Origin of the sequence: Fibrella rubiginis, from assembly GCF_017353185.1 — a bacterium.
Classification (GTDB): Bacteria; Bacteroidota; Bacteroidia; order Cytophagales; family Spirosomataceae; genus Fibrella; species Fibrella rubiginis.
The window spans coordinates 227,592-252,975 of sequence record NZ_JAFMYV010000005.1; the positions used below are offsets into that span (position 1 = coordinate 227,592).

The following is a 25,384-nucleotide window of genomic DNA, read 5'->3' on the forward strand; positions in this document are numbered from 1 at the left end:
TTTTAACGTGGTTATGCAAAAGTCAGTGGTGATGGGGTGACGCTGGTGGTAAAAATCGGACATTATCAGGGGATCAATGCGTACCACTACCCGCCTGTAGCTCCTGCCGGATCAGATCAAACGACTTACCCTTGTGCGACGGCCATAGCTGGGCAAATTTGATTTCCACCCCCTTCAACAAATGAATGCACAGCCGCATATCGTCTTCCGACAAGTCGCTGAAAAATAAGCGGCCCAACTGACTGGCCCGGTCATAGCAACGCTTCAACACCGCCGACCCTGCAGGCGTGAGCATGAGGCGTTTGGAGCGCTTGTCGGCCACGTTTTCGTATTCAGCTACGTAGCCCGCATGCTTGAGGCGGTCAATAATGAGCAGGCCCGACGACAGCCGGGTGATGGTGTGGGTGATGACGTCTGTTTTGCGGGGTTCCGCTAACTGCGCAATGGCGTTCAGAAACAGAAATTCATCGACCTGCTTGATGCCCATTCCTTCAAAGGCGGCTTCGGCGTAGGTAGTGTATATCCGGTCGATGCGGCTCAGTAGCTTGATCAACACCAGGTTTGTTTCTGGTGGCAGGATTCCGCCGGCTATGTCGCCCTGCCGACTGTTTTGCTGCCGTTCCAGTAGTTCATAACGGTAAAAATCATCGAGGCTGGCCTGAGGATTTTGGGCGGCAAATGCTGCCCAGCGCGTCACGAGTTCAACGGTCTTATCCATTTACATCATAAATGATGCAAACTAGCAAAATTTGCATCAGCATTGACAAAATATCATTCATGTTGTATTTTTGACTGGTAAACATCATAAATGATACAGTTATGGAATCGGTCGCCGTCAGTTTAGACAAATTTGCGCTTCACGTGAACGACGTAGAGCAGTCAATGGCTTATTATCAGCGCATTCCGGGTGCTAAGTTAATCATGCATCAGCCCGGCCACATCGCTATTCTACAGCTTGGTAAAAATGAATTGAACCTGGTCCGGCTCGACATTATGCCGCCGTTTCATCTGGAATTTGAGGTAGACGAGGTAGATCAGCTCTACGCTGATTTTCAGGCGCAGTCATTTCCTACCGACGGCCCTCCCGAAGATAAGCCCTGGGGTGAGCGTACATTTTATTCAAAAGACCCGGACGGCTACCTGATGGAATTTTCGCGCAGCAGGCATTGAGCAGGCAAAGTATTGCAGGTGAGGTGTTTTTTGTCATCCCGACCGCACCGGCGGACCGGACAGGAGGGATCTAGCGTCCTACAGACAGATCCTAAATTAGGAAAGTAGATCCCTCCTGTCCGGTCCGCTGGTGCGGTCGGGATGACAAAAACGCGCGGCGTACCTCGTTGTCGCTTGGCTCCAGCCGGGGGCGCCCAGCCGAGTGACAACGACTCACTCTTTCACCATTCACTCTTTCACCTCTACTCCACCAGCACCCGCTCCGTTGCTTTTCGCGTTCCGTCAGATACCTGCAATGTGTAGCTGCCTGTGGATAGGTTAGGAACCTCCAGGTCCAGCAAATTTATTCCCTTACGCACCGTGCGACTAAGCGTATGAACGGTCCGGCCGGCAGCATTGGTGAGCGTCAGCGACACCGGCAGGTCATCGTCGGGGCTGGTGAGTTCGGCGTGGAGGGTACCGTGGGCGGGGTTGGGCGATACGCTCAGGTAAAGGCCACGGGGGTCTATCGTGACGGCTTCGGTTTTGGAGTAGGCCACGGCACCATTGAGGTCGGTCGTTTTGAGGCGGTAGTAGAGCGTACCGGCGCGGGGCAGTTCGGTGTCATTCACGGCGTAGTCGGCGGGGCCGGTGGTGGTGCCGGTAGGTTGAACAACGGCCCGGTTGGTGAAGCTACGGCCATCGGCAGACCGTTGCACGGTGTAGCTGCTGAGGTCTCTCTCGGCAGCGGCCCGCCAGCTTAACTGCACCCGGTCCGGTCCGCCTTTGGCCCGGAAGCTCAGCAGCGTCACGGGCAGCGCAATGACCGGGTTGGCCCCCCGCACCCATATCGAATAACTCTTGGGTGGCAGGTCGATGTAGATCCGGCTTTGCCCGTCGACCACCGCCGTGGGAAAGGCCGAATTACCCAGAATATCAGTGAACGTGGTGCTGTTGGTGATGCCATTCTGTATGGCAATGGCATGATCTACCTGCATCCGGTTGGTACTGAAGTTGATAGCCACGATCACGTCTTTACCCCCTGCACTGCCCGTGCCGTTAAGCTGATAAAGCAGCAGTTTCGTGTAATCAGAGCCGTTGATGAAGTTGTTGGGTGCACCGGGACCATTGTTCAACCCGCCGTAGTGATTCAGGTACGCCACCCCCTGCGACCCGTTGATGTATGTTTTCAGGACCTGAATCAGCCGGTCGATCTCGGCTTTGTGGCCTGCCCGGTCGGTGGCGTTGTCGGGGTGCCACCCAAAGCCTACTGTCTCTCCGTTATAGACCGTGTTCTGGGCCGGGTAACCATAATAGTCGGGGTAGTAGACCAGTGGCACACCCAACTGATTGTTGGTCAGCAGGTAAGCGTAGGCCAGATTCCGGTTTTTGTTGGCTACCGCGTTGTTCTGCGTACGGTTGATCTCTTCGCGGAAATCGTGGTTGTTCAAAAACGTGACGATGTTGAAGCCGCTCACACCTTTACCATTTTTCAGGCCCGTAAAGATCACCTGCCGCGGCGACTCATTCCGATCCAACGCGCCTTTGAGGGCTGACCGTAACGAAAAGTCGAACACCTTCACGTTGAAATTGGTCACGCCCTTGCTGCTCAGGCTGGCCTGCACCGCGTCTACCCAACCCTTCAGCTCATCCAGATTTTCACCGTACCACTCGCCCACGACCAGGTTGGGCGTTTTGCCCCGCGCTATCATCTGCTGAATCATATGGGCCATAAACTCCGGCTCGAAATGTTTCACCGCGTCGCAGCGCAACCCGTGCGATTGCAGGTAATCGTAGGTCCACTCGGTCCAGTCAACCAGTGTGCTGCGGGTGTTGGGTCGGTTATGGTCGTAGTCGTAGAAATAATCCAGACTCTGCATCGAAAACTCCGGCCCCAGACACGTTGTCTGCGACCAGCCCGCCTGACTATTTGAGTCGAAATGGGGCCGAAAGCCATCCCAGTGCAATGATCCTTGCCCGCTGGGCATGGCCGAAAAATCGGTATAGGTCTGAAAGTCAAGTTTATATCCTGCACCAAACGGATTGAGGTAATTGGCCGTTTCAACGGGCGCAATAGGCCCGGCACCGTCGGCATCGTAGGTAATGCTGATGGGCAGATGGTCTGAATACTCCGAATTGTAGTTGATAGCCTGGATAAACAGCCGGTCGCCGCCCGCCGTAAACTGTCCGCTGCTGAGCGTAAAGGTGTACTCGTCCACGTCGCCGTCACTGTTGATTTTGGTCAGGTAATTCCGGCCCAGCTCAACGGTGTAGGGGTTGGCGGGGTCTGTTGTCAAATCCACTACTGACCCATTCACCGGACTCCACCGCGACCCACCGATGACGTTGGTAGTCACGTAGAACATGTACTGCGCCCCATTGAAGATGTTTGCCCGTGACCGCATCCGAATCGTATACGTGCCCGCGCCGAGACCCGTACTGCCGCCGATGGGCATAACCAGTTGCACCCGGTCAGAGGGAAATGGCCGTTTGAACCCACAGGACGGGTTAGTGCCGCTGGCGAAGGTGGTGATGTAATCTTTCACCGCCGGGTTGCTTTCGGGGGCACCTCCGTCGCGGTGGTTGTAGACCATGTCGGCTACGGGCGTAATACCGCGAACGGCCAGTTCATCGACCATGGCTTTCAGTTGCAGCTTGGTACCAGCCGAGGTCACGGTATTGTCGGGTCCGATGTAGAGGTCGCGTGGGTCATAGCCACCGGAACGGGCACCATTACCGGCAAAGGGCGGGTACCAAACGTGGGTAAACCCGGCCTGCGCTAATGCTGCTGCTTTCAGCCGGAGCGTATCGGCCCAGATTCGGCCCTGCGGTGGCTTGGGAAAGTCCCAGTAAAAACCCTGAAGCATCACCTGCTGTGCCTGTAGAGCAGACAGGCTGGTAATGAGCATTGTAACGAGGAGCAGTACACGTGTTTTCAAGGTCGTTGCAGGTTAATCAGGCCACAAAACTGCACAAAAAAACGACTGGCTTTTGGCCAGTCGTCCAGGAAATTGCTTAGGATTTATTATCAGGCTAACTCAGCCACAACGGTTACACCACCCTTGGTCTTCTCGCCCATTTTCACGTTAATTTTCGCGTCAAGAGGCAGGTACAGGTCCACGCGTGAGCCAAATTTGATGAAGCCCATCTCTTCCGTTTGCTTCACCTGTTCTCCCTCTTTCACGTACCACACAATGCGGCGGGCCAGAGCTCCGGCAATCTGCCGCATGAGTACCTCCACGCCGTTGGGCTGCTGAATTACCACCGTAGTCCGCTCATTGTCGGTGCTCGATTTGGGATGCCACGCCACGAGGTACTTACCCGGATAATATCGGAAATAGCTTACTACGCCCGACAGCGGGTTGCGGTTGACGTGCACGTTGAGCGGCGACATGAAGATGGACACCTGCCTGCGTTTGTCTTTGAAGTACTCGCCTTCCTCGGTTTCTTCAATAACCACCACAGTGCCGTCGGCGGGGGCAATAACCTGCTTTTCGCCGAGGGTCAGGAGCCGGGCCGGAATACGAAAAAACTGCACTACCAGAATGAACAGTAACACGCTGACCAGGGCCAACAACCACATGGCCGTGCTGTTTTCACGAAACAAAAAGTAGTAGGCAAGCCCGTTCAGTGCCAGCAGGGCCAGCCCTGTTCCAAGCATGATGGTAGTTCCTTCGCGGTGTAGACGCATAGTCAGTAAAAGATTGAAACGACAAAACTAAGGCAGAATACAGGAGGAACAACGCCGTCCCAAGTCAAATTCAATGGCAGCGACAACGCGGTCATTAACAGCCTTTATATACAACGGCTTACCCTTGACAATAGTTAATCGCTAAATACGGCTGCCAAATCGACGGTAAAATCGGGGAACACCCGCGACACCAGCACGTCTTCGTCGGTGAGCGGATGCAGACCTATATAAATACCCTCATCGTTCAGCACATATTGAAATACGTTGCGGTCATCGGGTTGAAAGATCCAGTATTCCCGGACGCCTGCCTCCTGATAGGCGTCAAACTTCTGCTTCATTTCTTTACGAGTGTTACCTGGTGAAAGAATTTCAACCACCAGATCAGGTGACCCATTGCAGCCTTTGTCATCAAGTTTGGAGGCGTCGCAGATGACACACAGATCGGGCTGTAAAACTGTTGCAATCTTCTGATTGTCAGCAGTTGGTCTGCGAGGTAGCCGCACATCAAACGGTGCGAAGTAAACTTTGCAGGGGCTATCCCGTAAATAATTGCCAACTGACAATGTTAGGTTGAGAAGCATCTGCTGATGCCTGCGAGCGGGAGCTGACATGGGGAAAATGTATCCCTTGATCAGTTCCAGGCGTTCCTGAAACTGCCACGTCAGGTAATCGGCGTAGCTGTATTGCTTAGTCAGGTCTAAATCCTCAAATCGGGTTACCATCGGCACAGTGCTGTTTTACACAAAGATAGCGCGATAAGGTAACGGGACATGGCTGGACAGACACGACAAACTATTGGACAGGATCACAGGATTTGCAGAATTTCTTATCTCCATTCAGAGCAAACAAGATAATCCTGCAAATCCTGTGATCCTGTCCAATAGTTTGTCCTCAATACCCGCCCCGGAATTTATACGTGCTCGCCACTTTTTCGATGGCCACTATGTAGGCGGCTAAGCGCATAGGCACTTTGTGTTTCTGCGACGTCTCAAACACGCGGTCGAAGGCGTCTTTCATCACGCGGTCGGCGCGGCGGTTCACCCGGTCCAGTGTCCATTTGTAGCCGATACGGTTCTGTACCCACTCGAAATACGACACCGTCACCCCGCCAGCATTGGCCAGAATGTCGGGTACTACCATGATTCCCTTGCTGTTGATCACCTCGTCGGCTGAGGCGGAGGTAGGGCCGTTAGCCCCCTCCACAATCATCTTGGCCTGAATCGTGTGCGCGTTTTCGTCGGTGATCACGTCTTCTTTGGCGGCGGGTACCAGCACGTCTACGGCCAGGGCCAGCAGTTCTTCGTTGGTAATTTTCTCGGCACCCGTAAACCCTTCCAGCGTGCCTTTGTTGGCGTTGCGGTAGGCCAGCGCAGCCGTGATATCAATGCCCCGGTCGTTATAATAACCTCCCGAAATATCGCTGACGGCATTGACCGTGACCCCCCGTTCGTGGAGCAGTTCGGCGGCAAATGAACCTACGTTGCCAAAGCCCTGCACAGCGGCCGAGGTGCGGTAAGGGTTCATGCGTAGCTTATCCATTGCGCTGAGTGCCGCCACCGTTACGCCTCGGCCCGTGGCTTCGGTGCGGCCCAGCGACCCACCCAGTACAAGGGGCTTGCCGGTTACTACACCATTGATCGTCATGCCTTTAGCCTTTGAATATTCGTCCACGATCCAGGCCATTTCGCGCGGACCGGTGCCCATGTCGGGAGCGGGAATGTCGCGATCGGGGCCAAACACGTCGAGCATTTGTACGGTATAGGCACGGATGAGCCGTTCGATTTCGCCCGGCGACATTTCGCGGGGATTACAGGCAATACCGCCTTTGGCACCCCCGTATGGAATGTCGACTACGGCGCATTTCCAGGTCATCCAGGCGGCCAGGGCACGCACTTCGTCGAGGTGAACGGCGGGATCGAGGCGAATGCCGCCTTTGGATGGACCCAGGATGTTGGAGTGGATTACGCGGTACCCTTCGAATACCCGGATGGTGCCATTGTCCATTGTAACGGGCAGACCAACAATTACTTGCCGGGCGGGTACTTTCAAAATATCGTACATCTCGTCGGTGATGCCTACCAGTTTGGCGGCGGCGTCGAAACGCGACATCATCGATTGGAGAGGGTTCTCTTTGTCTTTTATAGGAGCTGGTTCAATGTATGCCATTGCCATAATAAAGTGTCAGATGCAGGAGAGTTTGCTGCTGAAGTGCGCAAACATAACAAGTAAGGAACGATTAAAGATAAAAGCCTATTTTATCTCGGAATCGTGTAAGAAAAATGAGGCGTATATTCTTCGTCAATTTGCCGTATAGGCCATACAGATCGTAAGCAAGGCGGTTTATGCCAAAATTTTGGCTTGTATCTTGCCAAATTGGCGGTTAAATAAATTTTACGGAAAAAGACCCTATGCCGGTAACATATTGGGTGATAGCGAATCGGTTTGTATTTTTGTTGTACCATACCGTAATAAGGTAACCAACCTATATCAATACCAGACCATGCTCCAGGAAGAGAAAAAGCGTTATTCAGAAGACGACTTAAAAGAATTTGAGGTGCTGATCTCGCAGAAGCTCGAAGCCACCCGTAGCGAACTGAATTACATCAAGGAAGCTCTCAGCAAACGCAACGACAGCGGCACTGACAACACGTCGGGCAACTCGAAACTGCTGGAAGACGGTGCCGACACGAGCGAACGCGAGAACCTGAGCCAACTGGCCGCCCGTTTGCAAAAGTTTACCAACCAGTTGGAGCTGGCGCTGGTTCGCATCAAAAATGGCACCTACGGCATCTGCGTCGATTCGGGCAAACTGATTCCGAAAGAACGCCTCCGCGCCGTGCCGCACACCCAACAGACCATTGAAGCCAAGCTGAAAAGAGCTTAACAATCGGTAAGTCAGCAGCTTAGCCATATAAGCCTACCCAATAGCAACTAAGGTTGTTACTGGATAGGCTTTTTTTGTGGTTTGCCTTTAGGCATATGCCTATCCAGCAACCCCCTTTTTCCGCATCTTCGTGGCGCACTAACCTTCGCGCTATGTACAACCGCTACGTTCTCCTGCTCATTTGCCTGATTACAGCGCTAACCGCTTCGGCGCAGGTGGCCGACAGTTATTATTTGCCCCAAACGGTACAATACAACGCCGCCATTCCCACGCCCAAACAGCACCTGGGCTACCAAGTGGGCGAATGGCATGTCTCGCACGATCAGCTGACGGGCTACATGCGAAAGCTCGACGAACTGTCGGACCGGATAACGCTGGTGGAATATGGCCGCACATACGAGCATCGGCCGTTGCTGCTGTTGACGATTACGTCGCCGCAAAACCAGCAGAATATAGACCGGCTGAAAGCCGAACACGTGGCCCTCGCCGACCCGGTGCGGTCAGGCGCATTGGACGTCTCAAAAATGCCTGCTGTGGTCTGGATGGGCTATTCGGTGCATGGCAATGAAGCCAGCGGCACCAACGCGGCGCTGCTGGCGGCGTATTACCTGGCGGCTGCACAGGGGCCATCTATTGATTCGCTGCTGTCGGAAAGCATCATCCTGCTCGATCCCTGCATTAACCCCGACGGCGGTAATCGCTTTGCCAGTTGGGTGAACACACACCGGAGCCAGAACCTGGTGACCGACCCCAGCAGCCGCGAATTCGGTGAGGCATGGCCGGGCGGACGTACCAATCACTACTGGTTTGATCTAAACCGCGATTACCTCTACCAGCAGCATCCGGAAAGCCAGGGCCGGATGGTGAAATTCCACGAATGGAAGCCCAATATCCTCACCGACCACCACGAGATGGGTACCAACGGTACGTTCTTTTTTCAGCCTGGTGTGCCCACCCGCGTTCACCCGCTCACACCCAGGCGCAACATTGACCTGACCACACGGTTTGGGCAGTTTCAGGCGGAAGGGCTACAGAAAATTGGATCGGCGTATTACACGCAGGAGAGCTACGACGATTTCTATTACGGCAAAGGCTCAACCTATCCCGACGTGAATGGGGCGGTGGGTATCCTGTTCGAGCAGGCAAGTTCGCGGGGCCACGCGCAGGAAAGCAGCAACGGCATACTGACGTTTCCGTTTACGGTGCGCAACCAGTTTACGGCCACACTCTCGACCCTGCGGGCGGCACGGGCCATGCGCGTTGACCTGCTCAATTTCCAGCGAGATCAGTACAAAGAGGTGAACCAGGAGGCCGTAAAAACGTACGTTTTCGGTGGATCAAACGACCGGGTGCGTACCTGGGAGATGGTGAATATCCTGCGTCGCAATCAGGTAGCGGTATATGAACTGGCTAAGGATGAGGCCTTTGATGGCAAGACGTACACCCGGGGTAATGCCTACGCCGTGCCGCTCAACCAGCCGCAACACCGCCTTATCCGGGGCATGTTCGAGAAACGGACTACGTTTCAGGACAGCCTGTTCTACGACATTTCGGCCTGGTCCATGCCCCACTGCTTCAACATGCCCTATGCCGAGGTGAAAACGCCCGTGGCTCTCGGTGCGAAGGTCGATGCCAACGCGTTTCCGAAAGGCGAAGTAGTCGGCAACAGCAATTACGCCTACCTTTTTACCTGGGACAGTTATTTTGCTCCCCGCGCCGCGGGCGAACTCATGCGCAAAGGCTACCGCCTGAAAACCGCCTCGCAACCCTTTGCGGCGCAGCTACCCGATCAGAGTCAGGCCAAAAAGTTCGATTACGGTACCGTGCAGGTGATTGCCAACGGGCAGGACCCAGCGCAGCTGCGCACCCTGCTGACCACACTCGCCGAGCGCGATGGCGTTACGTTCTACGCCGCTGGGTCGGGCATGACGCCGGAAGGCATTGACCTCGGCAGCGACAATTTCAAGAACATGCGCCAGCCAAAACCGCTGCTCGTGGTGGGCACCGGTGTGAACAACACCGACGCAGGCGAGGTATGGCATCTGCTCGACACCCGTGTGAATATGCCGCTGTCGACCGTCGATATGGCGCAGATGGGACGGGTTAATTTGGACAAATACAATGTGATGATTCTTGTCAGCGGCGATTATGGTAGTCTGCCGACGGAGAAAATCAGGCAGTGGGTGCAAAACGGTGGAACCCTCGTGACCATGACCGATGCTGTGAAATGGGCAAGTGACAACCGCCTGTCGACGGCCAAACTAAAACGCCTCCCCGCCGATACCGTGGGCACCCGCCCCTATGCCGAATATGAACGATATACTGGCGCGCGAGCCATCAGCGGCACCATTTTCCAGGCCAAAGCCGACCTGACGCACCCGTTGCTGTATGGCTACAAAGACGACATGCTGTCGGTGTTTAAAGACAATAACGTGTTTCTCGATAAGGGTAAAGACCCCTTTGGTGCGCCGCTCTGGTATACGTCGAAGCCCCTCATCAGTGGCTACGTGGCTGCGCCCAACGAGCGCCTTATCCGCGACACGCCCGCCATCATCGTCAACAACCTGGGCGCGGGTAAAGTGATCGCCATGGCCGATAATCCGAACTTCCGGGCGTTCTGGTACGGCACCAACAAACTGTTTCTTAACGCCTTGTTCTTCGGTAATCAGATCGGTGCCTACGGGCGGGGGGCGGCACAGGATTGAGCGTTAAAATGGCGGATGCTTGCTGGGTATGAGCTTGTAGGGCCTCGCGACAGCAATACCCTACAAGCCACCAGCAAGCGTCATGCAACAGTCATCACTCGCAATGCCCGTTTGTGATAATAGGTATACGAGATAAAACCCACCAGCGGAATCACGAAGATAGGCGCCCACATAACGGGCGGTTTGCCGCTCATGGCAATGGAGTAGATCGCGCCCAGCACGTCGATCATCAGACCGGCGTAGGCCCACTCGCGAATGCGCGGAAAGCCCGGTACCAGAATGCCGATCACGCCAAACAGCTTGGCCCAGCCCACCAGCGGAATCAGATAAGCAGGCATACCAATTTCTTTGAATCCCTGCACGGCGTCGGGCATGACAAGGATGTCGGGGATGGCCGAGCCGAGCATGAAGAAGGCAAACAGGCCGGTGGTGATCCAATAGATGATGTTGGTCGTTTTCATGGTCAGTTAAGGGTTGAAACAAGTTGATTGGTAAATGATTGTACTGGTTTCGGGTGGCTAAAATTCAGGTACCAGTGAAAGCCGTACTGGTCGTTCAGGTCACCGAAGGTGCTGCCCCAGAAGGTATGTTCCAGCGGGTGGAGTACTTCGCCACCCTCGGCCAGACGGGCAAATTTCTCGTTGATGTCGGCCTCGCTGTCGCACTCGATCATCATGGAAACGGCACAGCCAATGGCCTCACCCGGCTCCAGATCGGAACCCATCAACACGGCCCCGTTTAGTTTCAGGTCGGCGTGCATGATACACTCACTCAGGTGAGCCGGAAACTCGGCCGCCATGGGCGATTCGGCCACGGGCAGCAGGACTAACTCACCGCCCAGGCACTGTTGGTAGAAGGTCATGGCCTCGCGGCAATTGCCGTTGAAATGCAGATACGCGCTGATTTGTGTCATGGTCTTTGTTGTTTAGTGGTTGGTTAACGGACTAAAATTACGGCCTTCTGCGGCAGGTGATGGGTGGTGAAAGCGGCAACCTGAGGGGGGTATTATGCCATTCTTTCACCCACGAAAAAAGGCCACCAATTAGCCCCTCACCGGGCGTAATTGGTGGCCTTTTTTCGTGGGTCAGCCGAGGTGTTTATGCTCCTTTCTAGCTCATGTCGGCTTCACAATAGAGCTTACTTCGGGAAGGGTATTCATCTTTTCGACGGCCAGTAGCTGCTTCATGGTTTTGTCCATGCCCTCGGTCGAGCCGTCGAGGAAGATGACGTTGCCTTTACTGTTTTCGGCGAAGTGCTTGATGGCTTCGGTCCAGATCGAAAACAGGATCAGCGAGGCGTCGAGCTTGGCAGCGGTCATCACCTTGGCCGACTCAGCCATACCCTTAGCCACTTCTTCGCGGAACAGGGCCACGCCCTGACCGCGTAGCTGCGAGGCCGTTTTTTCGGCTTCGGCTGAAATCTTGATGGCGTTGCCCTCGGCTTCAGCGGCTTTGGTTTTGGTAATCAGCAGGGCTTGCCCCTCATTTTCGGCTGCCGCTTTCAGGTTCGACGAGGCCACCACCTGCGCCATCGACCGCATAATGACTTCGTCGAAGGCGATGTCGTTCAATTGCAGGTCGGTGAGGTGATAGCCCCAGGTTTCGAGCAGCGTATCGAGCTGATATTTAACGTGTTCGATGATCTCCGAACGCAGGGCCAGAATCTCGGACTGCCGCTTGGTAGCCACAAAACTACGGATCGAACCTTCGATGGTGCGGATCAGCGCCTGCATGAACGAGGCTTCGTCGATGAATTTGAAGGCCACGTTTTTGATCGTTTCCTCTTCCTGATTCAGCACCGAATACACCAGCATGGCCTTGAAATTGACGTTGGCCTGATCGGCAGTGATGGCCTGAAACGCCAGTTCAACAGAGCGGTTCTGGATAGAGATGCGCCGGTAGACCATCTCGATAAACGGGATCTTGAAATTCAGGCCCGGCGCCATCACGCGGGTGTATTTGCCGAAAACAGTGATGACGGCCACCGTGCCCTGTTGCACGACAACGATAGACAGGAAAACAACAAAGGCTGCTAGCGCCAGTAGGATAGGAGTGAAGACCATAAAGACGTAGAAATGAGCGGTGAGCAGTTAGCGTTAAAAAGTGAGCGACAAGATACACGATGTGCAGAGGCTAAGATAGCTTCTTGTGTTTCATTTCCTGTTTTTCGCCCGCTGCCCTGCACCGCTAACCGCTTTAACCTGCCCAACGGCCTGGCTAATGACCGGCGTTCCAGCCTAATATATTGATCTCCAATACAATGCCGTTGGGCTTGGGTACGTTAGGATTGGCCAGCAGCAGACCCCCACAGAACTGCACTCGTTTAGCGGGCCAGTACATTACTCCAGCCACACCCGCCGCCTGGTCGTGCCGCCCCGAAACCCAGTCGCCCATCAGGTACCAACGGTCGTTGAGTTTCCACTCATAGCCTAATAGTAGCCCCAGGTTATTGCCCGGCCCTACGTAAGCCGAATTGGTGACGTAGGTGCCGGCCAGTAACCTTTTTCCCGGTTTCAGCGTGTAGCCAAGTAGCCCATACGTAAACTGGTGCACGGTTCTCCGCTCGGCAACGCTGCTGAAGTTGGTGCCTACCTGCGTACCCAGGTTGAGGTTGACTTTTTCGCCCAGCACCAGCTGCTTTTGCAGAGTACCCATTACCACCGGGTAGAGTGGCCCCTGCGCCCGCTGATCGTTGTGCATCAGCTGCCAGTTGGGCCGAAAATACACTCCCTTGCCAACCACGTTTACCCCGGCATCCCACCCGTTGCCCAGTCCATATACAAAATGCCCTTTCGACTCGAACCGGCTGGTGTAGAGGTTAATCTGGTGCTGATAGAACACTTTGCTCTTGGGCGTGATGTCGCCTGAGGGGATGTTGAACAGATTTTGCTGTGCAAAAGCCAGTATTGGACTAAGCAACAGCAGCAAGACAACTTGGCAACGGACCATTGGTGTAGGCACTCGGTAATAAGGTTGCACAGAGGGTATAAACCTGAAATCGAGACGGCACTACAGCCGCCGTAGCGCGCGGCGAAACTGCCGGATAAACACCTGCTCTTTCCTGGAAATATCGTCATGGGCATCAGCCACGCGGACCAGAATATGGACAAACTGCTTTTTGGTGGCCTCGTTAAGTTCGGCCCGTTTGTCTGTAAGGCGACGCATGCCAAACGCATAGGCTTCCTCTACGGTCTCGTTGGTGTTTTCGCGGAGGAAAAACGTGTACAGGGCCACGTCGCCGTGGGGTACACCGGCCAACAGTTCTTTCACAGTCTGCTGCTCTTCAAGCTGAAGGCGGCCATCCACTTTGGTCAGGGCGTAGACAATGCTGCCTAAACCCATGTATAGATCGGGCGATGAGGAGGTAATCATGTCAGTTGAGGGCGTTGGGGTTCATCATCAGCGGGGTTTCGCCGTTGGTAATAATGACTTTGCTGTTGGGTGAAGTGGCCAGTTTGTTGAAGGCCTCAATGGCTTTGAACTTGATCAGCATGGGAGTAAGCCCCTCATTGATGATCTTCTGGGCGTCGCGGGTGCCTTCTGCCGCAATGGTTTGCCGAAGGGCTTCCTGCCGTTCTTTTTCCAGCACAAATTGCATGCGCTGAGCGTCCTGTTCGGCTTCTAATTTGTCTTCAATGGCTTTGGTTAGCCCTGGTGGCAGGGTAATGCTTTTCAGGAGGACCGACTCTACCACAAAGCCACGATCTCTGAGCTGCGTCATCATCAACTCCCGGATAGACCGTTCGATGTCGGCCCGCTGACCAGAATGCATGTCTTTGGCAAAATAACGGGACGATACGTCCGTAACCGCCGACCGGAACACGGGCAGAATGACCACCTCTTCGTAGGCCATGCCGATAGACTCCACAATCTTGGGGGCGTAGTTGCCTTCAACCCGATACAGAATTGAAATGTCCGACTGCACGGTGAGGCCTTCTTTGGAAGGTAGCGGTGCCCGCACCTCAATGTTCATGGTTCGGGCAGGGACCTTGATGATGGTTGTCACCAGCGGGTTGAAGAGCCTGGCGCCTTCGCGGAGGGGGACCGCCCTGATCCGGCCCAACCGGCGTTCTACGCCCACTTCGCCCTGCCGGACTACCGTGCAGCCTGTGAGCAAACTAATGACCAACACCCCGACGATCAACAGATTAGGTTTCATGATTGTTGACTGGTTTAGCGTAAGCCGGGTGAACATGCACTGCGCTTCGGCCTACGCAACAAAGGTCTGGCGGCCACATTGGAGCCGAATTAGTGCCTGATTAGAAACGCATTAGAGATGTACGGGGCCGTTGCGGCCGGTTTCACCTTGGCAGGGTGACCGTAAATGTTGTGCCATTGTCGGGCGTTGATTCAGCGACAACCTGACCGTGATGAAGCTGAACAATGCGCTCAACAAGCGATAGGCCAATGCCGTGCCCGCTAATCTGACGAGCGTTGGTGCCCCGCCGGAAAGGCTTGAAAATAGTGGGTAGTTCGTCGGCCGGAATACACGGGCCATAATTGGTAAACCTGATCTGAATTAGCTGCGCGTGGCTCACCAGCTGACAGTACACCTGCTGGTCTGGAGAGAATTTGCCGCCATTTTCCATCAGGTTGTAAAGGGCAGACCGTAACAGTGCTTCGTTGGCGGTGATCTGCCAGTTTGCGGTAGTGCCCGGTGCCGCGGTCAACTCAATCTGAACACGGTAGGTTGGCTGCATACGTAGCAGATCTACGTTGATTTGCTGCAATAACACGTCTACTGGTACCACCGCCGCGGTTTCTCCCGGTTCGTCGAGGCTTAGCTTAGCCAGGCTCAGCAGGTTGTTGGTCATCCGGTTTAGGCCCCGCACGTCGTCAAGTACCGAGGCAATCAAGGCGCGTAGTTCCTGCGGGTCGTCGTCGTTGGCCAGCAGGGCCACATCCAGTTGCCCCGTAATGGCCGTAAGCGGGGTGCGAAGCTCATGTGAGGCGTTGGCTACAAAAGCTCGCTGCATCTGGAAAGCTTCCTCCAGCCGATCCAGCATTCGGTTGAAGCGCCGGGCCAGTTGCGTCAACTCGTCTTCGTTAGTGCCTTCAGCAAGGCGCAGGTTCAGCTGTGAGGCTGTGGTGGCATCAATTCGGCTGATGATGTACTGAAGCGGGCGAAGCGAGCGGCCTGCAAACAGCCAGCCCGCCGCAAAAACAACCCCCATGCCCAGTGCCCAGCCAATGATCAGGATCAGTGCCAGGTTTCGTTGCTTGCTGTAGCCGTATTTGTCTACTGCCGAGGCAATGGCTACATAATCCAGCCCGTTGATGGAAAACGGGATGCCCACCACCTCCCGGTTGCCTGCCTGCCAGTACGTGTCGCCATTACGCCGCACCTGCGCCAGCACCTGGGGCGATACGGTCAGGTAGTCCGTGCCGCTCTCATACGTGATCGTGTTGCGGTGGTTGTAGATGATTACCTCTTCCTGATTGAGCACCGTCATCTGATGCTGATCGAGGAGTTTAAACAAGGCAGGGCTGATAGGCTCTTTGCCAAGCATCAACTCGGCCGCCGTCTGCGCCTCTTCCCGAAGCCGTTCGCGAAACTCAAGCTGGCGGTGACGCTCGGAAACGGCATAGATAACCAGAATGAACAACAACAGCAGTATGGCCACTACTACCGTAAACAACAGGGTAAGGCGGACACGGATGGTCATAGACACCTTCACTTTTCCCGAAGCACGTAGCCCATGCCAATGACCGTGTGAATGAGCTTCGTGGGTGAGTCTTTATCAATTTTATTGCGCAAGTAATTGATATACACGTCGATGACGTTGGTGCCCGTTTCGAAACTAATGTCCCAGACCTGTTCGGCAATGTCAACCCGCGATACCACCCGGCCCTGGTTGCGCATCAGGTAGTGCAACAGCGTGTATTCGCGGGCGGTGAGCACGATCGTTCTGCCTGCCCGCCGGGCCACTTTTTCGTGACAGTCCAGTTCCAGATCGGCCAGTGTCAGCAGGCGTTCTGTTTCGTCGGGAGGGCAACTGCGCCGAAGTAGAACCCGTACCCGAGCCAGCAACTCCAGAAAATCAAATGGTTTGGCCAGGTAATCATCTACGCCAGCCTCAAAACCCGTCAGTTTGTCGGCGGTAGTGTCCAGCGCAGTAAGCATTAAAACGGGCACATAGGTGTCCTTCCGCCTGATATAATTGGTCAGTTCTATGCCATTGATAAAAGGCAGATTGACGTCCAGAATGGCGAGGTCGTAGTGTTCAGAACCCAAAAGTCGTTTGCCTTCCCGGCCATCGGCAGCAACCGTGACCGAAAATGCCTGTGTTTCCAGTCCTTTTTTCAAGAACTGAGCTACCTTGGTTTCGTCTTCGACAACCAAAATGGCCGGCTTCCTGCTAGTCATAATGACGTAGAGATAGTAAAATAATCTAATTTAATAGTATTACTATCAATAACGCAATTGCAGGCGAGAAGTTCAGTGATTTTTTGTGGTTCAATAGCCAGTCACACTGGCAGATACACGCTAAACGTAGCCCCTTCGCCGGGCTTACTGCTGGCGGTGATGGCCCCTCCGTGGTTGGCAGCTACTTTCTCGCAGATAGCCAGTCCAATGCCCGTGCCCGCAAATTCGTTGCGCCCGTGCAATCGCTGAAACACCTGGAAGATGCGGCCAAGGTATTTTTCGTCGAAACCAATGCCGTTGTCGGTCACGTCGATGCGGTAGTAGTAATTGGTCAGCCGCATAGGTCTGACTACTGGGGGCAGGCTGTCGGCGGGTATAGCAGCAGCCGTAATATGAACTTCAGGAATGACACCGGAGCGCCTGAATTTCAATGCATTGGATATCAGATTTTGAAACAGCTGCCCGAGCTGTGATTTGTCGCCCTGTATGGTAGGCAATGGCGTAACCGTTACAACGGCCTCCGTTTCGGCTATAATCAAATCCAGATCAGACAGTACTGTTTTCACTACGTTGCCCAGTGGCACAGGGTTGGTGATCTCCTGTTGGGTGGAAATCCGGGAATAGGTCAGTAAGTCTTTGATCAGGACAGACATCCGGGTAGCTGCCGACTGCATCCGCTGCAAATAATCTGCGCCGTCGCCCAACTGGCTTGCGTACTGCGTGTTAAGAATATTGCCGAAGGCCTGAATTTTGCGCAGCGGCTCCTGCAAATCATGGCTGGCTACGTAGGCGAACTGCTGCAGGTTGTCATTCGACCGTTCCAGATCGCGTACGGTGGCCTGCAGTTCCTGGGTGCGCTGCTGTATCTGCTCGTCGAGATCTGCCGACAGGTTTCGGTATCGTTGTTCGCTCTCCTCAATTTTTTGGCGGGCCAGAACCTGCTCCGTTACATCGAGCGCTACGGCAAGAATGCTTGTTACGGGACCATCGCCCAGACTACCTGTTTCGTAAAGCGGCTGGTAGGTAGTGTTGAAATAGACCGTGCTTAGCTGTCCCCCAACCATCAGTTGGGCGGAAATTTCGTTGGCCGTGTAAGGCACACCGGTAGCCAGGATATTGTCTAAAAGCAGGTCGAAACCCTGCCCCTGTAGTTCGGGGATGGCTTCCAGCAGCGGTTTGCTAACAAGCTGGTCAACGTGGCGGTCCACCAGTTTGGCGTAGGCAGGGTTGACCAGTTTAAAAGTCAGCTGGTCACGGCCAATAACGGCAATGCCAACCGGCGCGGCCTCAAACGAAGACAACAGCCGTTGCTGACTTTCCTGGATGCGCTGTTGCACCAGCACCTGCGGCGTTACATCCTGAATAATACCCGTAATGGATGTAGCTATACCGTTGCTGACAAGCTGTTTACCAATGCTGCGAAGGTAGCGCATCTCATCGCTGTGAGGATGACTGATTCGGTAAACAATGTCGTGCCGGGCATCCTGTTCGCTTGTCAGCGCCCGCTCCACCAGTGCCTGATCATCAGGATGAACTTTGTTGAAGATAGTGCTCATTGGCTGGCTGAGCGAGTCAAGACCAAACCAATCACGTATTGCCTCGCTATAGGAGCCAATGTTAGTAACGAGGTCGATACTGAACGTGCCCAGATTCGCAATGTCGATGGCGTTTTGAAGGTAAATCTTCTGTTGCGCCAGTTCCTGTTGCGCCGTCACCTGCTCGGTTACTTCATAGCCCACCTCCAGTACGGCTTCGATATGGCCGTTCAGGTCTCTGATTGGCTCAATTGTGGCGTTAACAAAGATGGATCGCAATACGCCGTTTTTAGAAACCATCACCGGCATCTGATTGGCAATGAACGGCTCACCGGTCCGGAAAACATCCGCTACTATGTCGCCAAAACCCTGCTCGTAAATCTCCGGCAGCGCCTGGGCGAAGGGCTTATTCAAAACGGCCTCGCTTGTTTTGTCCCAAAGAGCCAATGCCCGCTCGTTGGCCAGGTCGATCACATAGTCGGGGCCGCGCATGAGCGACAGGGCCACAGGAGCCTGGGCCAGCAAACTGCGGAATTTTAATTCACTGTGGTGAATGACCTCCCGGCTTCGTACCAGTTCGTCGATATCGATGCAAAAGCCAGCATATCCAGCGTAACTGCCATCGGGGTGATAGTAGGGGTCACCGGCAGCCTGACACCAGATAGCACTGCCGTCGGCTTTGCGTAGCCTGAACCGGGTGTCGTAGTGCGCACGGGCGGCCACCGCGGTCAGGAATACATCGACGCTTCGTTCCCGGTCTTCATCAATGAGGGCGTTGGCCCACCCCGCTCCCAGCAAATCGGTGCGGGAAAGCCCCGTCCAGTCAATCAGTGTCTTGTTCAGGTACGTTAGCTCTCCCGACTCATTGGCTAGCCAAAGACCAGTGGGCGAGCTGTTGGTAACGTTTTTAAACTGAGCTTCTTGCTCGGCCAGTTGCTGACTGGCCACAATCTGCTCATGCACGTCGACAACGGTGCCAATCAGGCCTTCGTAGGTGCCGTCGGCAGTGAAGCGGGGACTGCCTTTGTCAACAGCCCAGCGGTAGGTACCGTCGGCCTGCCGAAGCCGGTAGAGTGCATTAAAGAGTTTCTGTTGGGCGTTGGCTTCCTGAAAAAGTCGGCTGGTTTCAGCTATATCATCCGGGTGGGTGGCATCGAGCCAGCCAAAACCCCGCGCTTCGTCCTGTGTTTGTCCGGTCAGTTCATACCACCGTTTGTTGAGGTAGCTGCAATAGCCATCGGGTTCGGTTTCCCAGATAATGGCGGGTGCCGTGTCGATCAGGTTGCGGAAATAGGTTTCGCTTTCCTGAATCTTTTGCTTCATCAGCACCTCTGCCGTCACGTCGGTTGCCATTTCAACAATGGCATATACCTCGCCATTTGCGTTGCGCAGGGGCTTATACGTGTAATCGAAATAGAACGTAGTCAGCTTACCGTCAATGACCAGCTCGGCGCGATCAGCTTTGGTGGCATAGGTTTTTCCCGTTGTAAATACCTCGTCGATTGTTTGCAGAAAGTGCTGACCCTGTAGTTCTGGCAGGGCTTCGGCCAGCGGCTTGCCGAACACTGATGGGCCTTTGCCAAAGATACTGACCATGGCTTCGTTGATCACGTCGATGCGGAACTCACGGCCTACAAACAGGCAGGTAGCCACGGGAGCCTCTTCAATCAATGTCCGAAACTGAGCTTCGCTCTGGGCCACCTTTTGGCGGGCTACCACCTGGTCAGTGATCTCAAAACAGGTCACCATTACCCCCGAAATGCGCCCGTCTGGCTCCCGATATGCTTCATACACAAAGTCGATGTATGTGCGCTGCAACTCACCATTGCGTTCCAGCATGACGGTGAGTTCCTTGGCAACAAAACGCTCGCCGGTGGTATAAACGTTGGTGAGCAGTTCTTCAAAACCCTGGCCGCTGGCTTCGGGCAAGGCCTCAAAGAGAGGCTTGTTCATTACCTGTTCACGCCTGCGTCCCCAATATTCCAGCACTCGCTCATTAGCCAGTGTAATGACAAAGTCTGTTCCGCTGAAGAGAGCCATCGCCACGGGAGCCTGCTCAACCGTGGTGCGAAACCGTTCTTCGCTGATCGTCAATTGCCGGGCCAGTTCATCTTTCGTGACATCCTGAGCAACGCCCGCAAAACGAGACACTTTCTGATCTTCAGCAAAGCTAACTTCCCCTGTAAACCGCACCCAGCGAAGGATGCCATCGTCGGCACCAATGGTTCGGTAAGTAGCATCATAATAGCCACCTAACTGGGGTACCATGGCCAGTTTGATAGCTTCGTCTACCCGACCTGCATCATCAGGATGAATGAACTGAATGGCCTCAGCATAAGTCATTGGGTTGTTCTGAGTTAACCCGTACAGTTCGCGGCAACGCTCGTCCCAAATAATCTGGGTAGTTACAAGATCCATTTCCCAGACCCCAAGCCGGGCAGCTTTTAAGGCAAACTCTATGTCTAGCCGCGCTGCAAGGGCTTTGTCGGGCTTGTTCGATTTATATTCCTCCGCCATAAGTATTTAGGCCAATTTAACCTGTGACGATAGATAGTTGCCTAATTAACCGCTTCATTGTTATCAACTGGTTTGGCGTTGGCAAGGTTTGAGCACAGCCAGCACTACATCGCCCGCCTTAGCTCCTGCAGGGTGGCCTGGAGCCTGGTTTTCACCGTGCCAACCGGGATTTTTAGTTCGTCGGCGGCTTCCTGCTGAGTATACCCGTTGAGGTAAATCAGATCAATTAACTGGCTGTGGCTGGGAGGGAGTTTGGTCAGTAGCGTACGCAGCCCAATAGTATCGATGTTGATGGCGTTAGTATGACACTGCTGGTCAATAATTTGGATCGTGTTTTCGGTGAAAAACAACATCTGCGTAGCGTCAACGCGTTTTTTGGCTTTACCCGACCGTAGCGCGTCGAGGGCTGTATTGCGGGCCACGTTGAGCATCCAGGTATACAGCCGTCCCTTACCAGCATCGTACCGGCCCAGATTCGTCCAGATCTTCACGAACACGTCCTGCAACAGATCGCGCGTTTGCTCTTCATTGTGAACGAGCAGTTGGATGGCCCGGCCAAGGCTAAGTGAATAATGCTGGTACAACCACAAGAACGCCCGTTCGTCGCGCTGCAACAGCCGGGCAACCAGGTCAGCTTCAATAAATGGGGAGGTCCGTCGAGACATGGGGAAGTGAGCAACGAGAAGCGAGAGGCAAGAAGCGAGAATCAAGAGACGAGAAGCGAGAGACAAGAGCAATGAGAAATGCGTAGGCTTACCAGCATAGCTCTCACTACTTAATTCTTGCTTCTTACGTCTTATCTCTTGCCTCTTAGTTGCTTCTTAGCTAGTTATAAATGGGCAGTTGAAACGAGAACGTGGTGCCGACGTTGGGGGTACTCTGCACGTCGATCTGGCTGTTGTGGAGGTGCACAATCCGGTGTGCAATGGCCAGTCCAAGACCCAGGCGGGCTTTCTCGCGCATGGGGCCGGAGCGGTAGAACCGGTCGAAAATATGCGGCATGTCTTCGGGGGTGATACCCCGCCCGGTGTCGGCCACGCTCACACGCACCTGCGATGCCTCCATGATGGGCCAGACACTGATGCTCACCCGCCCCTGTTGCGGGGTGTATTGCAGGGCATTGGCAATGATATTTTGCAGCACCCGCTCAATCAGGGCCACGTCGGCCAGCACAAAGGGTGTGTGCCGGGGCAGATCGCTGGCAAGCTGAATGGCCTGTTCGTTGGCCTGCGGCTCGAACTTGAGCAGGTTGTCCTGGATGAGTTCGGTGATCGAAAACGGCTCGATCTGTAGCGTCGTTTGCTTGGCCTCCAGCTTCGAGAGTTCGAACAGTTCCGACACCAGCCGACCCAGGCTCTGCGTATTTTTTAGAATCGTTTGCAGGTACGTCTTCCGCTCAATTTCGGTTAGCACGTGTTCGCGCAGCAAAATCGTTTCGGTATACCCTTCAATGGAGGCCAGCGGCGTGCGCAGATCGTGCGAAATGTTGGCCACCAGCTCCCGGCGGAGGCTATCATTACGACTCAGCGTATCCAGCGACGACTCAATTTTGGCCGCCATGCTGTTGAACGCCGTACCCAACTGCCCGATTTCGTCGGAAGACTGCACCGCCACCCGCGCCGAAAAATCACCCTCCTGCACCTGCCGAACCGCCGTGTTTAGTTGCCGGACGTGGCGCGTGAGCAGGTAAATCAGCACCAGACCCGCCACCAGCACCACCGCTGCTGCTATGGCCAGGCTCCGCAACAGGGCACTCAGAATATAGCTATGCCGCACCGACGCCAGGTCGAGCTGGTCATTGGTGCCGATGGTGATATAGAGGTACGCCAGCGGCGAGCCGTCGGGTTTAAGCAGCGGGGCCACCGAAAAAATCTTGGGGTCGCCGGGGTTGCGGGGGTCGTCGTTGTAAATGGGCAGCGGCTTTTTTCCGTCCAGTAAGTCACGAATGGGCTGCGCCGCAACCGCCTGTAGTTTGGTTGCTTCGGGTTTGGCCGATGAGGCGATCATCTTGCCGTTGAGATCGACCACAAACAGTTTTACGATGGGGTTGATGGTCATGGCCGACATAAACAACTGGTTCATGCCCACAGCTTCGATCTGACCCGTCACGGTGTCGACGTGCATTTCGCGGGCAATGGATTGGGCCAGGCCGAGATTAGCCCGTTGCGTGGTTTCGTCTACAAACCGCTTCGACGTCTGCGTAACACTATAAATATCGACTGCGCTGATTAGCAGCACCAAAGCGATGAATAGCAGCGATAATTTGGCAAAGAGGGAGTGTAGCATAGGTAGGGGAGACAAGAGGTGAGAAGCAAGAGACGAGAAGGTAAGTCTGGAAACTTGACGCTAAGAATGAGCGTGTTCGTATCTCTTGTCTCTTGCTTCTTATCGCTGTACGTCTTCTGAAAACTTATACCCCACGGCCCAAACCGTAAGGATGTACCTGGGCGCGGCGGGTTCCTGTTCGATCTTCATTCTCAAGCGGTTGATGTGCGAATTGACCGTATGTTCGTAGCCCTGATACGAGTAGCCCCAGACCAGTTCGAGCAGTTCCATCCGCGAAAAGGCCCGGCCCGGATGCTTCATAAACAGGGTCAGCAGATCAAATTCTTTGGCCGTTAAATCAACGGCTTTTCCCGCCAGCATGACGCGGCGAGTGCCCACGTCAAGAGCCAGTTCGCCATAGGCATAGCGGGGCAATAGACCGAGACTACCCGCCGCCGAATCGGTCTCGAACCGGCGCATTCTGGCTTTTACACGGGATAGCAGCTCTCTGACACTGAACGGCTTGGTCATATAGTCATCAGCGCCGAGGTCAATAGCCAGCACCTTGTCAATCTCTTCACTGCGGGCGGTGAGCATCAGAATCGGCGTAGTGATCTGCTGCTGCCGAATGCGTTGGCACACCTCAATGCCGTCGAGGTCGGGCAGCATGATGTCGAGGATGATGATATCGTAAGGTTTGGAGGTGGCATGGCGCAGCCCGTCGGCCCCGTTGCCGATGATGTCGGCCTGCACGTTGATGTCGCGCAGGCTCACCATAACGAGGTTGGCAATGTCGGGGTCGTCTTCAACAACCAGGGCGCGTTTTTGCATGGGATGGTAAGTCACATTTCCACCGACAAACCTAGTCCAAAAATCGGCCCGGAATACGTGTTCTTGCAGGGGACAATCATGTTGCTGTAGTCGAGGGTAAGGCTCGTTTTTTTCGTAATCGGAACGGCCGCGCCCAGAGAATAGGCCGTGTATTCTAAGCCTTCGCCATACACAAATGAGCCTTTGTTGGTGTCGGGCACCCCCACCGAGTTGAGCCGTCGCAGCACGGCGTTGGTCCAGACCGGGCCGATTTTATAGCCCACTTCCACCGTCGAGGCGTATTGGTCTGAGAAGCCCTGCGTCCGTTTGTTATACCCCACCTCGACGCTCACATACCCCCGGCTGCTAAACGGAATGGACGCGTAGGCTTTCGTCCAGATATTTAGCTCCCCGTCGCCGATGGGCAGGTTGATCTGGCTGCCAGGCCGGTTTACGTCGGCCACCAGAATTCGGCTTTGGCCCGTGGGCAACTGCGCCCCCACGCTAATGGCTACGGGGAAGTTTCCGGTCAGGATACCGTACTTGGCTTCCACCAGCACGTCGCCGAAACCCGTAGCAGCGTTGGTGGTGGAAAACTTGTTCGACCGGAACAGGGGCGCGTTCAAAATCAGCGTCAGGCGCTTGGAAAGGCCATATTCGGCATATAAATCGAGCGACGTTTGCTGGAATTGTGCGCCCTGATCGTTGAGTTCTCCGGCCAGATTATAGTACTTGTTGGTCCGAAAGCTACTAACCCGGAGCTTGCCGTAGAACGTGCTTTTCTTTCGCACCCAGCCGCCCCCCGCCACGCCGTCGGGTACCAGACCCAGCAGCGCTAGGCCCAGCAGCAGCCCACCCCACCGGCTGGTGGGGCGGATGCACCACTTATTGAAGCGGTGCATTGCCGAAGTTGATTTCAACGGTTTCGCAGTAGAACACCACGTAGGTATAGGCGCTCGACGCGGCGGGTACTTTCAGATACTGCTGCCCGTTTTTGCTCACGAACCCCACCGCCAGCACATTGCCCAGCCCGTTGGGTGCCCCCGCCGACGTGGTCCGCTGCGATTTGATGTTCGCGCCCGACTTGGCCAGGTAAACGGCCACCGTGCCCGTGCCAAAATCAGATTTAAAATCGGACCCCATCGCCAGGTACTCGTCGTTGTTTGCATCGCGCACTACCGACACCATGCCTGCCGTTGGCGTACCGTTCTCGGCTTTCAGTGTGCCGCTTTTCAGTGTGGTCGTGGTACCGATTGGCCCGTTCGTGGGCGTGACGGTCGAGTCGGCTGTTTTGCTACAGCTGGTGGCGCTGGCAACAAACAGGGCCGCTACGAAAACGCGGTTCAGGAATGAGCTGATAATCATGTGGCTACTTGAGTTTAGTGAGCCACAAAGCTCCGGCGCAGGTATCACGGAAGTATCACGGCCCGGTAACGTCTTCGTGATAATTAGGAAGGAGGGA

General features: G+C 54.7%; 22 protein-coding genes. 3 read left to right on the top strand and 19 right to left on the bottom strand.

Translation table 11 applies throughout. From position 1 onward, the window contains the following. Nucleotides 1-73: 73 nt before the first annotated feature. Entirely contained in the window at nt 74-718 is a 645-nt protein-coding gene (locus J2I47_RS12045) for a MarR family winged helix-turn-helix transcriptional regulator (protein WP_207364825.1), read from the bottom strand. Nucleotides 719-819: 101 nt separating this feature from the next. Here J2I47_RS12045 and J2I47_RS12050 point away from each other — a divergent pair, with 101 nt between their 5' ends. Then, on the top strand, nt 820-1,170 hold the full coding sequence (locus tag J2I47_RS12050) for a VOC family protein (protein WP_207364826.1): 351 nt from the start codon (nt 820-822) through the stop codon (nt 1,168-1,170). Nucleotides 1,171-1,412: 242 nt separating this feature from the next. On the opposite strand, the gene J2I47_RS12055 is transcribed toward J2I47_RS12050, so the two are convergent. From J2I47_RS12055 to J2I47_RS12070, 4 genes are all read right to left on the bottom strand, one after another. Continuing rightward, nucleotides 1,413-4,088: an alpha-amylase domain-containing protein gene (locus J2I47_RS12055; protein ID WP_207364827.1), complete on the bottom strand. Its 2,676-nt coding sequence runs from the start codon at nt 4,086-4,088 to the stop codon at nt 1,413-1,415. 89 nt (nt 4,089-4,177) lie between these two features. Next, on the bottom strand, nt 4,178-4,840 hold the full coding sequence (locus J2I47_RS12060; RefSeq protein ID WP_207364828.1) for a phosphatidylserine decarboxylase family protein: 663 nt from the start codon (nt 4,838-4,840) through the stop codon (nt 4,178-4,180). A gap of 134 nt (nt 4,841-4,974) precedes the next feature. Further along, a complete protein-coding gene (locus tag J2I47_RS12065; protein WP_207364829.1) occupies nt 4,975-5,562 on the bottom strand; it encodes a Uma2 family endonuclease in 588 nt (195 codons plus the stop codon). Nucleotides 5,563-5,731: 169 nt separating this feature from the next. Continuing rightward, nucleotides 5,732-7,006 carry a Glu/Leu/Phe/Val family dehydrogenase gene (locus J2I47_RS12070; protein ID WP_207364952.1) on the bottom strand — a complete coding sequence of 425 codons (1,275 nt, stop codon included), beginning with the start codon at nt 7,004-7,006 and terminating at the stop codon, nt 5,732-5,734. 334 nt (nt 7,007-7,340) lie between these two features. On the opposite strand from J2I47_RS12070, the gene J2I47_RS12075 reads away from it, so the two are divergent. Next, the gene (locus J2I47_RS12075; RefSeq protein WP_207364830.1) at nt 7,341-7,724 is read left to right on the top strand and encodes a TraR/DksA family transcriptional regulator; all 384 of its coding nucleotides are present in this window, start codon (nt 7,341-7,343) and stop codon (nt 7,722-7,724) included. Nucleotides 7,725-7,876: 152 nt separating this feature from the next. Continuing rightward, nucleotides 7,877-10,429, top strand: coding sequence for a M14 family zinc carboxypeptidase (locus J2I47_RS12080; RefSeq protein ID WP_207364831.1), 2,553 nt, complete (start codon nt 7,877-7,879; stop codon nt 10,427-10,429). 80 nt (nt 10,430-10,509) lie between these two features. Here J2I47_RS12080 and J2I47_RS12085 read toward each other — a convergent pair whose 3' ends face one another. The 14 genes from J2I47_RS12085 to J2I47_RS12150 form a co-directional block, all read right to left on the bottom strand. Further along, nucleotides 10,510-10,890: a DoxX family protein gene (locus tag J2I47_RS12085; protein WP_207364832.1), complete on the bottom strand. Its 381-nt coding sequence runs from the start codon at nt 10,888-10,890 to the stop codon at nt 10,510-10,512. Nucleotides 10,891-10,892: 2 nt separating this feature from the next. Further along, nucleotides 10,893-11,342 carry a VOC family protein gene (locus J2I47_RS12090; RefSeq protein WP_207364833.1) on the bottom strand — a complete coding sequence of 150 codons (450 nt, stop codon included), beginning with the start codon at nt 11,340-11,342 and terminating at the stop codon, nt 10,893-10,895. Between the two features lie 201 nt (nt 11,343-11,543). Next, nucleotides 11,544-12,491, bottom strand: a complete 948-nt coding sequence (locus J2I47_RS12095; protein WP_207364834.1) for an SPFH domain-containing protein — start codon at nt 12,489-12,491, stop codon at nt 11,544-11,546. 154 nt (nt 12,492-12,645) lie between these two features. Further along, complete coding sequence (locus tag J2I47_RS12100) at nt 12,646-13,377, bottom strand: hypothetical protein (RefSeq protein ID WP_207364835.1); 732 nt, start codon at nt 13,375-13,377, stop codon at nt 12,646-12,648. 60 nt (nt 13,378-13,437) lie between these two features. After that, on the bottom strand, nt 13,438-13,800 hold the full coding sequence (locus J2I47_RS12105) for a tellurite resistance TerB family protein (RefSeq protein ID WP_207364836.1): 363 nt from the start codon (nt 13,798-13,800) through the stop codon (nt 13,438-13,440). 1 nt (nt 13,801) lies between these two features. After that, nucleotides 13,802-14,587, bottom strand: coding sequence for a prohibitin family protein (locus tag J2I47_RS12110; RefSeq protein WP_207364837.1), 786 nt, complete (start codon nt 14,585-14,587; stop codon nt 13,802-13,804). Between the two features lie 142 nt (nt 14,588-14,729). After that, nucleotides 14,730-16,094: a HAMP domain-containing sensor histidine kinase gene (locus J2I47_RS12115; protein ID WP_207364838.1), complete on the bottom strand. Its 1,365-nt coding sequence runs from the start codon at nt 16,092-16,094 to the stop codon at nt 14,730-14,732. An 8-nt stretch (nt 16,095-16,102) separates the two neighbouring features. After that, nucleotides 16,103-16,795, bottom strand: coding sequence for a response regulator (locus J2I47_RS12120; RefSeq protein WP_207364839.1), 693 nt, complete (start codon nt 16,793-16,795; stop codon nt 16,103-16,105). Nucleotides 16,796-16,896: 101 nt separating this feature from the next. Beyond that, the gene (locus tag J2I47_RS12125; protein ID WP_207364840.1) at nt 16,897-20,847 is read right to left on the bottom strand and encodes a PAS domain-containing sensor histidine kinase; all 3,951 of its coding nucleotides are present in this window, start codon (nt 20,845-20,847) and stop codon (nt 16,897-16,899) included. A 104-nt stretch (nt 20,848-20,951) separates the two neighbouring features. Next, nucleotides 20,952-21,512 carry an RNA polymerase sigma factor gene (locus J2I47_RS12130; RefSeq protein ID WP_207364841.1) on the bottom strand — a complete coding sequence of 187 codons (561 nt, stop codon included), beginning with the start codon at nt 21,510-21,512 and terminating at the stop codon, nt 20,952-20,954. A 160-nt stretch (nt 21,513-21,672) separates the two neighbouring features. After that, nucleotides 21,673-23,133, bottom strand: coding sequence for a sensor histidine kinase (locus J2I47_RS12135; RefSeq protein ID WP_207364842.1), 1,461 nt, complete (start codon nt 23,131-23,133; stop codon nt 21,673-21,675). Nucleotides 23,134-23,232: 99 nt separating this feature from the next. Continuing rightward, the gene (locus J2I47_RS12140; protein ID WP_207364843.1) at nt 23,233-23,943 is read right to left on the bottom strand and encodes a response regulator transcription factor; all 711 of its coding nucleotides are present in this window, start codon (nt 23,941-23,943) and stop codon (nt 23,233-23,235) included. Between the two features lie 11 nt (nt 23,944-23,954). After that, complete coding sequence (locus J2I47_RS12145) at nt 23,955-24,824, bottom strand: transporter (RefSeq protein WP_207364844.1); 870 nt, start codon at nt 24,822-24,824, stop codon at nt 23,955-23,957. After that, nucleotides 24,808-25,287, bottom strand: a complete 480-nt coding sequence (locus J2I47_RS12150; protein ID WP_207364845.1) for a DM13 domain-containing protein — start codon at nt 25,285-25,287, stop codon at nt 24,808-24,810. Before J2I47_RS12150 ends, J2I47_RS12145 begins: the two co-directional genes overlap by 17 nt. Between the last annotated feature and the right edge of the window lie 97 nt (nt 25,288-25,384).